Source organism: Mycobacterium sp. 852002-51152_SCH6134967 (assembly GCF_001667105.1).
In the GTDB taxonomy this organism is placed as follows: domain Bacteria; phylum Actinomycetota; class Actinomycetes; order Mycobacteriales; family Mycobacteriaceae; genus Mycobacterium; species Mycobacterium neumannii_A.
In genome coordinates, this window is sequence record NZ_LZIK01000070.1 from 137,684 (window position 1) to 147,942 (window position 10,259).

Below are 10,259 nucleotides of genomic sequence, written 5' to 3' on the forward strand. Positions count from 1 at the left end.
TATCCACGTGGTTTCGGCGCGGGTGTATAGCGGGATGTCCGCCGAGGAGCGTCACCGGAACCGGCGCACCCGTCTCATCGAGGCCGCAACCGAGTTGATCGGCACGCGCGGTGTTGCCGCCGCCACTGTGACTGCCGTCTGCGCTGAATCAGGTGTCACGTCACGCTACTTCTACCAGCACTTCTCCGGCCGAGACGCCCTCCTGCGGGCTGTCTACCAGCAGCTCTATGCCACCTTCCAGGAGGTGATAGTCGACGCGATCCCCGATGCCGGCGAGCCACCGGAGGTGCTGGCGTACGCGCCGATCCACAGGCTGGTCAGCATGATCGACGACGACCCTCGGCTGGGTCGGATCCTGTTCGTGGAATCTGCAACCGAGCCGCTGCTCCGAGAGCTACGCAGCGAACTGATGGCCGGTTTCACCGACCTCGTATTGCGCGAGGCCAGACTCCACCTCGACATCCCCGACTCCGCCGTGGGGGTTGCCCATTTGGCTTCGACCTTGGGCGTGGGAGGGCTATTCGAAGTCTTGCGCCGCCGACTCGACGGAGAACTGGAGTTCACCACCGATGAACTCGTTCAGCACTGCGCAGGTTTCCTGGGCAGCCTAGGCAATTACGTGCTGCTGCAGAACACGGGCCAGTCGGCCACAACCGAAGCGCAAACCTAGAGCTAGCGGCCCCGCTACGCGATGTGGCCGTCCGTGCGCTCGATGTCAACGTCCGAGACCAGCAACAGCAAGACCTGAACAACATCCAAGGCCAATGCCGTCGACTGAACAACGTCGGCCTGGCTTCAGAAGCCAACTGAGTGTTCGACCATTCCCTGCCGGCTGTGACCGGCGGCCGGCGCTGGACTCGATAGCGGCCGCCTGTCCTTCCCCAGTCGCGCATTGCGCGGCCTGGCGTCCTACGACGCCGTCACCACTTGCACTACATGCGGTAGCGTAGCGATACCGACAGTATCGATCGCTACCATTCGCTATCAGTGGAGGTCCAGTGACCGACGGCACTGCAGATTCCCCAAGCCAGGCCACGCGCCGTGACCGGCGGGCCAACGGATCACCCGACCCCGCCGACACCCGCGAGTACAGCGAACGGTTGGCGACGCTCGCCCGATTCACCCTCCGGCACAAAGCCCTGGTCATCGGGGTATGGCTCGGCGCCGCGGTGGTCCTCGCGCTGCTGTTCCCCCAGCTGGAAACCGTGGTGCGCCAACAGTCGGTGGACCTCATTCCTCGCGATGCGCCGTCCTTGCAGACGGTTGACCGCATGAGCGCCGCGTTCGGCGAAGAAGGCTCGAAAACCATGGTGTTCGTCGCCATGGAAGACCCCAATGGGTTGACTCCGACTGCACGGCAGCGCTACGGCGAACTCGTGAGCCGGTTGCAGGCCGAAGGCGACCACGTCCTTCTGGTGCAGGACCTACTGGCCGATCCGATTACCGAAGCCCAGGCGGTCAGCGCCGATCGCAAAGCCTGGTATCTGCCCGTCGGCGTCACCGGCACCCTCGGAGACCCCACGGCCGCCGAATCCGTCAACGCGGTGCGCGACATCGCGGCGGAGGTGTTCACCGGCTCGACCACGACTGTGCAGGTAACGGGACCACCGGCGACCTTCAGCGACATGATCGCCTCCGCCGAGCACGACCTGCTGCTGATCTCAATCGCTACCGCGGGCGTGATCGCCCTGATCCTGCTGATCGTCTACCGGTCGGTGTTCACCGCGCTGTTACCGCTGCTGGTAATCGGGTTGAGCCTGGCAGTCGGGCGCGGCGTGCTGTCCGCCCTCGGCGAGTTGGGCATGCCGGTCTCCCAGTTCACTGTCGCCTTCATGACGGCGATCCTGCTCGGCGCCGGAACCGACTACACCGTGTTCCTGATCAGCCGATACCACGAACAGCGCCGCGCCCAAGTACCCGCCGATCAGGCCATCATCCACGCCACCGCCAGCATCGGGCGCGTCATCCTCGCCTCCGCCGCCACCGTCGCACTCGCGTTCCTGGCCATGGTCTTCGCGCGGCTCAGCGTCTTCGCCGCCCTGGGCCCCGCGTGTGCCATCGCCGTGCTGTTCGGATTTCTGGCCACCGTCACCCTGCTGCCACCGGTGTTGTCGCTAGCCGCCAAACGCGGCATCGGTGAGCCCAAACCCGATCGCACCCGCCGCTACTGGAACAGCGTCGCCGTCGCCGTGGTCCGCCGTCCCGTGCCACTACTGATCGTCAGCCTGGTCATCCTGCTCGCCCTGTCGGCAGCCGCCGCAACCATCAAAATCAGCTACGACGACCGCAAGGGACAACCAGACACCACGGCCAGCAACCAGGGCTACCACCTGCTGGACCGCCACTTCCGCAAAGACGTCGTCATCAGCGAATTCCTCGTCGTGGAAAACCCGACCGACATGCGGACCGGGAAAGGACTGGCCGATCTCGACGAGATGGCCTCCCGCGTCTCCCAGATCCCCGGCGTCACCAAGGTTTCCGGAGTCACCCGCCCCACCGGAGAGCGCCTCGACCAAGCAGAACTGGCCTGGCAGAACGGCCAGATCGGCGACAAAATGGCCGGCGCGGTCGCCGAGGGCAACTCCCGCAAAGACGACCTCGCCAAACTCACCGGCGGCGCCGACCAGCTCGCCGACGGCCTCGCCCAACTCGACAGCACCGTGCGCACCGCCCTCACACCACTGGCCGGAATCCTCACCCAAGCCCAATCCGCAGGAACTCAGGTCAACCAGTTCCGGCCGCTGCTGCAACAACTTTCCGCCACTGCCCCCGCCGTCGACCAAGCCATCCAATCCGGCCCAGGACTACGACCGCTGGCCAACCAAGCCCAAAACGCGATCACCCAACTCGACCCACTCGTCGGCGCCCTCAACACCTCGCCGTGGTGTGCCACCACCCCGCAATGCGCCCAAATCCGCGACCAGGTGCAGATCCTGGTCACTCTGCGCGACAGCGGATTCTTCAACCAGATCGCCGACCTCGGGGACCGCTACGATCCCGCCACCAACGCCACCGTCGGTGGCACCCTCGCCAACGTCCAGAACGCAGTCGCCTCGCTGGACAAGGCATTCGGAGCCCTCGGTGACCCGGCCGACCTGGCCACCAATCTCCGCCGACTACAGGACGGAATCGGACAGCTCGCCTCCGGCGCCCAAGCACTCGCCACCGGCGTCCGCACCCTCGCCGACAGCAACATCGAAATGCTGTCCGGCATGAGCCAGATCGCCACCCAACTACAAAACTCTTCACGCGCAGCGGCCGACTCCGACTCCTCGAGCGGTTTCTACCTGCCCGCCAACGCATTCGAGAACCGGCAATTCACCGACGTCGCCGAACAATTCCTCTCACCGGACGGCAAAACAGCGCGGTTCATGATCGAAAGCAGCCACGACCCATACAGCGTTGAAGCCATGGACCTCGCCAGCCGCATCACCGACACCGCCAACACCGCACGACCCAACACGTCACTCGCCGACGCCACCGTGTCCGTCGCCGGCTTCCCCGCCGTAAACTCCGATATCCAACGACTCCTATGGGCCGACTTCGCACAACTGGCCATGGCCACCATAATCATCGTCGGCGTCATCCTGGTCCTACTGCTGCGAGCGCTCCTAGCACCGCTCTACCTACTAGGCACCGTCGTGCTCAATTACCTCGCCTCGCTCGGCATCGGCGTTGTGGTCTTCCAATGGGGACTGGGCCACGAAATCGCCTGGCCCGTACCGCTGCTGGCGTTCATCATCCTCGTCGCCGTCGGCGCCGACTACAACATGCTGCTCGTCTCACGGCTCCGCGAAGAATCCGGAACCAACATCCGCGTCGGCGTCCTGCGCACCGTGGCAAACACCGGAGCCGTCATCACCTCCGCTGGCCTGATATTCGCCGCCAGCATGTTCGGCCTCATGGTCGGCTCAGTCGCCATCATGATCCAAGCCGGCCTCATCATCGGCTTCGGGCTGCTGCTCGACACCTTCCTCGTGCGCACCCTCACCGTGCCCGCCATCGCCACACTCCTACGCGAAGCCAGCTGGTGGCCGACCAAAGCAACAAACCCGCGACGTGGTCAGACCAACGCAGGAGGCATGAAGGACGCACCTCACGTGCTGGTCCAGGAGAGGTGAGAAGCGAACAGAGCAATACCCGGCGCTACATGCCGACCAGCGTGAGGGCGTATTCACCCCGAATGAATACGACCCCTGCGCCAGTATTGGCCGTCTAAGACTTTTCTAAGAACCTCTGGTTTGGTGGTGGCTTCGCCAATCGCTGAGTTCGTAGCGTGCGGCGCATGCGGACGCCTGCGTGCGCGTCATGGTGATGACGCTGCACAAGCTGACCGCCGGGGACGGATACCTGTACCTGGTGCGGCAGGTCGCTGCCGCCGACAGCACCGAGCGCGGCCGATCCACGCTGGCCGACTACTACTCGGCCAAAGGTGAATCGCCCGGTCGGTGGATGGGTCGGGGCTTGGCCGCTCTCTCTGATACCGGCCGCTGCGATGCGAGCCCGCAAGCCCGCGAGGAGATTTGGACCGTCGATGAGGGATCGGGCGTCAGTGAGGCGCAGATGCGCGCCCTTTACGGATTGGGTCTGCACCCCAACGCCGAGCGCATCGAGACCTATGTCATCGGCCGCAGCATGGGCTCGGGACGGGTGGCCAGCCGACTCGGTCGTGGGTTCCTGGTACGCGACGGCGAACCGGAGTATGCGCGGCGTTTGGCGGTGGCCTTCCGCGACCACAACGCCGAGAACGGCGCACACTGGCACGCCACCATCGCCCCGGAGATCCGCGCACAGATCCGCACCCGCGTGGCTGTGGGGTTGTTCGCCGAGGAGTACGGCCGGCCACCCGCCGATGACCGCGAATTGTCCGGATTCATCGCCCGCAACACCCGCGCCCGCACGACCGCCGTGGCCGGATACGACCTGGCGTTCTCGCCGGTGAAATCAGTGTCGGCGCTGTGGGCCATCGCCCCGCTATCGGTGGCCGAGCAGATTGAAGCGGCCCATGATGCGGCCGTCGCCGACGTGCTCGAGTGGCTGCAGGATCAAGCCACCTTCACGCGCACCGGCGCCGGCGGTGTCGCCCAGGTCGACACCGAAGGACTTATCGCCGCAGCGTTCACCCACCGGGACTCTCGCGCCGGCGACCCCGACTTACACACCCACGTCGCGATCTCTAACAAGGTGTCCCACGTGGACGCCAACGGCGTGCGCCGATGGCTCGCCCTGGACGGTCAACCGCTGCACCGGGTGACGGTCGCGGCTTCGGAGTTGTACAACACCCGTCTCGAAGCGCACTTGATCGACAGACTCGCGGTGTCGTTCGTCGAGCAGTCCCGCGGACGCGGAAAACGACCGGTCCGCGAGATCGCCGGAATTTCGGTGGAATTGATGGCGCGGTGGTCGAGTCGGCGCGCGGCGATCGAGGCCCGCACCGCCGAGCTGGCCAAGGCATTTCAGGCCGATCACGGACGCGAACCAACCAACACCGAGATCATCGCTTTGGCCCAGCAGGCGACGCTGGAATCGCGCGAAGCCAAGCATGAGCCGCGCTCGCTGGCTGAGCAGCGCCACGTCTGGCGCACCCAAGCTGTGGAGGTCCTCGGACGAGACGGACTGCACCGCATGTTGGCCGGTGTCCTGGCCGGTCCCAACCGAGCCCGCACCGCACCCGTGGTCGACGAGGAATGGATCGCGTCGCGCGCTGGCGAACTCATCGCCACCGTGTCTGAATCCCGCTCCACCTGGCAGCGCCACCACGTGCGCGCCGAGGCGCTGCGAATCGCTCGCTCGCACGGCGTGGCGCACGATGTCGCATCAATCGAACGCCTCACCGATACCGCTCTCGGAGAGGCGTTTTCACTGCCGCACGCCCGCGTCGCCGATGCCGAGTTGGGCGAGCCTGTCGCCTTGCGTCGCCGCGACGGTGCCAGCGTCTATTCCCGCCACGGCGTGCAGGTCTACACCAGCCGCGAAACACTCGCCGCCGAGCGCCGCATTCTCGACGCGGTGCACCGGTGCGACGGCCGCGCCGCCACCGCCGCCGATGTCGAACTGGCACTCGCAGATTCGGCCGCCCGAGGACGCACCCTCAACCCCGGCCAGGCCGCACTGGTCTCGGAAATGGCGACCTCGGGGCGCCGTGTCGCACTGGCGCTGGCCCCAGCCGGAACGGGCAAGACCACAGCCATGGCGGCGCTGGCCCACGCGTGGCGCAACTCGGGCGGACACGTGATCGGCTTGGCCCCGACAGCCGACGCGGCGATCGTGCTCCGGGAGGACCTCGGCGCCACCACTGACACCCTCGACAAGTACGTCTGGTCAGCCGATCCAAACAAGGCCGCGATCTCCGGTCTCCCCGACTGGTTCGAGCAAGTCGGCCCCGACACCCTCATCGTCGTTGACGAGGCCGGCAAGGCCGCCACCGCCGGGCTGGACGCGATGATCACCGACGCACTACGCAAAGGCGCCAGCGTGCGACTGGTCGGCGACGACGGCCAGTTGTCATCCATCTCAGCCGGCGGCGTTCTCCGCGACATCGCCGAAGCCACCGACGCGCTCACCCTGAGCGAAGTCGTACGGTTCAAGTCACCGGCCGAAGCCGCCGCCGGGCTCGCGCTACACGACGCCGACCCGGCCGGCATCGGCTTCTACATCGACCACCACCGCATCCACGTCGGCACCGACGAGACCGCCGCCGACATGGCCTATCAGGCATGGCGGGCCGACCTGGCCGCCGGCGCAGACTCCATCCTGCTCGCGCCCACCAACGACGTCATCAACGAACTCAACGCCCGCGCCCGCGCCGACCGGCTGGCCGCCGATCCCGAAGCCGCCCAGGCGGCCACGGTGGTGCTGGCAGATCAGCTGCACGCCAGCGTCGGAGACACCATCCGCACCCGGAAAAACAATCGCCGAATCACCATTGGGCGCAGCGATTTCGTGCGCAACGGCTACCGCTACACCATCACCGAGGTCCTCACCGATGGCAGCGTGAAAGCCCGCCACCTGCGCAGCGGACGCATCGTCAAGCTGCCGGCCGACTACATCGCCGAACATGTCACGCTGGGCTACGCGGCCACTATCGACTCCGCCCAGGGACTGACGGCAGGACGGCGCGACACCAAGGGCACCTGCCACATCGTCGGCTCCGACATGCTGACCCGCCAGCACCTCTACGTCGCGATGACGCGCGCCACCGACGAAAACCACCTGTACCTGTCCACCGCCGAAGGCGATCCCCACCGGCTGCTCTCCCCCAAGGCCACCCACCCTGACACCGCCGTCGATGTCCTCACCCGCGCCCTGGCCCGCGACGGCGCGCAGGTGTCGGCGACCACCGAAGCCCGCTGCGCCGAGGATCCGGCAACGCGGCTGCAGGCTGCGGCCGACATGTTCTACGACGCCTTGGGCGTGGCAGCCGAAAACCAGCTGGGAGCCGGTGCGCGTGATCGGTTGGACGCCATCGCTGATGACGTAATCCCCCGGCTGAGCCAGCGCGAGGCCTGGCCGGTGCTGCGGCGCAACCTGTCTGTCCTGGCGATCGGTGGCGCTGATCCCCGCGAGCTGCTGACCGAAGCGTTGGCCAAGGGCAGTGTCGATGACGCCGCCGATCCCGCCGCGGTCCTCGATCACCGCATCGATCCCGCCGGCACCCACTCCGCGGGCATCGGGGTGCTGCGCTGGCTTCCCGGCATCCCGCCGGCGCTGGCCGACGATCCGCACTGGAGCGCCTACCTGGCCCGCCGCGAGCAACTGGTCCAAGGCCTGGCCGACCAGATCCGCGAGCGGGCGCGGGCCTGGACCAACGCGACCGCCCCCGCCTGGGCGCGGCCGCTGATCACCGTGAATCCGGCGCTGACCGCCGAGATCGCGGTGTTCCGTTCCGCCACTGGCGTGGAGGACGCCGACACCCGTCTCACCGGCGCGCGCCAGTACCCCGTGCGGACCCGCGACGTGCAGGCCACCCTGCAGCGCTACGCCGCCGCAGACATCGGGCGCCGCAGTGCCGACACCACCCGCTGGAACGACGTCATCGACGCCATCGACCCGCGCCTGCGCGCCGATGCCTACTGGCCACAGCTGGCCGCCCAGCTCGCCCGGGCCACCCGCACCACCCCCGACCTGCGGCAGATCATCACCACCGCTGCCCGCCAAGGGCCGCTGCCCGACGAGCTGCCCGCCGCCGCGCTGTGGTGGCGTATCGCGGGAGCCCTGTCCCCGACCGCCACGTTGGCCACCACGCATTCGCGGCTGCGGCCGGCCTGGATCACCGACGTCGACGCCGCGTTCGGGGCCGCGCTGACCGAGACCATCACCTCCGATCCGGCCTGGCCCGGGCTGGTCGCGGCTATCAGCGCGGCAGACCCGGCCACCTGGACCCCGCGCGATCTGCTCCATGTCGCTGCCGAACACCTCGCCGACGCCGCCGACGCCGACCACCCGATTCCTCCGGGCGATTACGCACGCTTGATTACCTACACCGTCGATGCGTTCACCCACCGGCTGCAAGCGCGTCTCGGCATTGACGTCGAGGACCTGCCCACCCCCGAGGACGCCCCGCCGCACCCCGACGAGGAAGCACTGTTCCCGCCCGACCCTGAAAGCCCCTTCGCCGACGTCGACCAGGCCCCGCCCTTCGACGACCACTTCGACGTCGCCTCGCCCGATGGTTCATTTGAATACGGGTCAGAAGGATTCGGCGATTTGCAATTCGAAGACCTCTCAGCAAACCGTCCCGCACCGGAATTGGGCATCACCATGAATTTGGTCACCACGCTGCAGCAGGAATACCGCGAGGTTTGCGAATCAATCAAAACCTTGGACGCAGGAATTCGCGCCGGGCATGGCCCCGCTATGCGCGCTGCGACCGACGAGCTCTTGCGGATGCGCCGCCAAGTCGACGCGGATCGACCCTACGGCCACGCCGTCGCCGCGGTGATGGAGCAGTGGGCCGATGCCGACGCCGCCTACAACGACACCCTGCGCCTTATCGAGCACGCGCGCACTCAGCTCGACCTTCTACGGGCCAACCCCGACGCCGACGAACTCGACATCGCCTCAGCGCAAGCCGATCTGGCCTTTCACATCCGCCGCCTGCCCGAGCAGCCACCGTCGCATCAGTTTCACCAGGCCTTCGCCGAGGCGCAGGCTGCGCGTACCGCGGCCGCCGGCGGCCACAAGATCGTCACCGAGCACGACATCGCCACCGCACGCGGCGACGCCGAGCGCGCGGACCTGGCCGCCCGCGCGCTGCTGCGCGACCGCCGCCAGGCGCTGCGCCGCGAGCTCGACCGCGCTGAGCGCGACGTCGCCGGTGCCTTCGCCGCGGCCCAGACCGCCACCTCCGACACTCTCGAGCAGCTGCTGAAATCGGCGCGCTCCGAAGTTGCCCTGCTCCAAGTGGCCGGCGACGCCGACCTCACCCGCACGCCCTTGCTCATCCCCGCGGCGGTCCTCGCAGCGCACGAGCCGCGCACCGCGGACCGGCTCAAATCCTTGGCCGCGCAGCCCTATCGGCTCAGCGTCGTGCGCGCCGACGCCACCGACGGCGAAACCGCTGCGGCGCTCTACACCCTGCGCAGCACGGCCAACGCCAACGACCGCAAAGTGCTCTGGCTCTCGACCACCGACGCCAGCGCGGCACCCGCCCGCGAGGCCGAGCTGGCCGACACCATCACCACCGTTGCTCGCGCCGAGCGTCAAATCAGCGATCAGCAGTGGGCACTACCGCCCGGAGCAGTCGTCATCATCGACGACCCCGCAGCTGCCGAACCCGACCAGCTCGCCGACATCGCCCGCCACGCCGCAGCCGCAGACGCCCGAGTCATCCTCCTCGACCCCAGCAACAGTCGCGGCTTGAGCTCGTCGGCGCTGCGGCTGCTCACCCATTCCCTGCCGTGGAGCACCACCCTCACGACCGCGCCCTCCGCCCCTGCAGACCCGCCCCTTGACCCCGTGCCAGCGGTCACACTGGCCGACCGCCTCGGCCGCACCCACCTCGGCGAAGAATGGCGCCAGGTGCTCACCCAGTACGACGCCGCCGCGCGCGCCGTCCGAGCAGCCCAGCGCCGTCAGATCGCCTTGGGATGGCGCACCCGCGCGACGGCGGTTGAGGACCCTGAACACGCCCTCGGCGCCAGCATCGACGACTAGCAGCCCCGCCTCTACAGTCGTTGCCCTTCATTGGTAGTCAGGGGCGCGGTATCTGCGTAGCGGACCCGTTTCCCCTTCCCCCTTTCAATCCGTGCGTGCGGTTT

3 protein-coding genes are annotated in these 10,259 nt (G+C 67.6%); all 3 read left to right on the forward strand.

The annotated features are described in order from the left end of the window. Positions 1 to 34: 34 nt before the first annotated feature. The 3 genes from A5790_RS24030 (at position 35) to mobF (ending at position 10,155) form a co-directional block, all read left to right on the forward strand. Positions 35 to 670 carry a TetR/AcrR family transcriptional regulator gene (locus A5790_RS24030; protein ID WP_064403590.1) on the forward strand — a complete coding sequence of 212 codons (636 nt, stop codon included), beginning with the start codon at positions 35 to 37 and terminating at the stop codon, positions 668 to 670. Positions 671 to 998: 328 nt separating this feature from the next. Continuing rightward, positions 999 to 4,121 carry an RND family transporter gene (locus A5790_RS24035; protein WP_064403589.1) on the forward strand — a complete coding sequence of 1,041 codons (3,123 nt, stop codon included), beginning with the start codon at positions 999 to 1,001 and terminating at the stop codon, positions 4,119 to 4,121. Between the two features lie 187 nt (positions 4,122 to 4,308). Next, on the forward strand, positions 4,309 to 10,155 hold the full coding sequence (gene mobF, locus A5790_RS24040; protein ID WP_066850054.1) for a MobF family relaxase: 5,847 nt from the start codon (positions 4,309 to 4,311) through the stop codon (positions 10,153 to 10,155). Positions 10,156 to 10,259 lie beyond the last annotated feature (104 nt).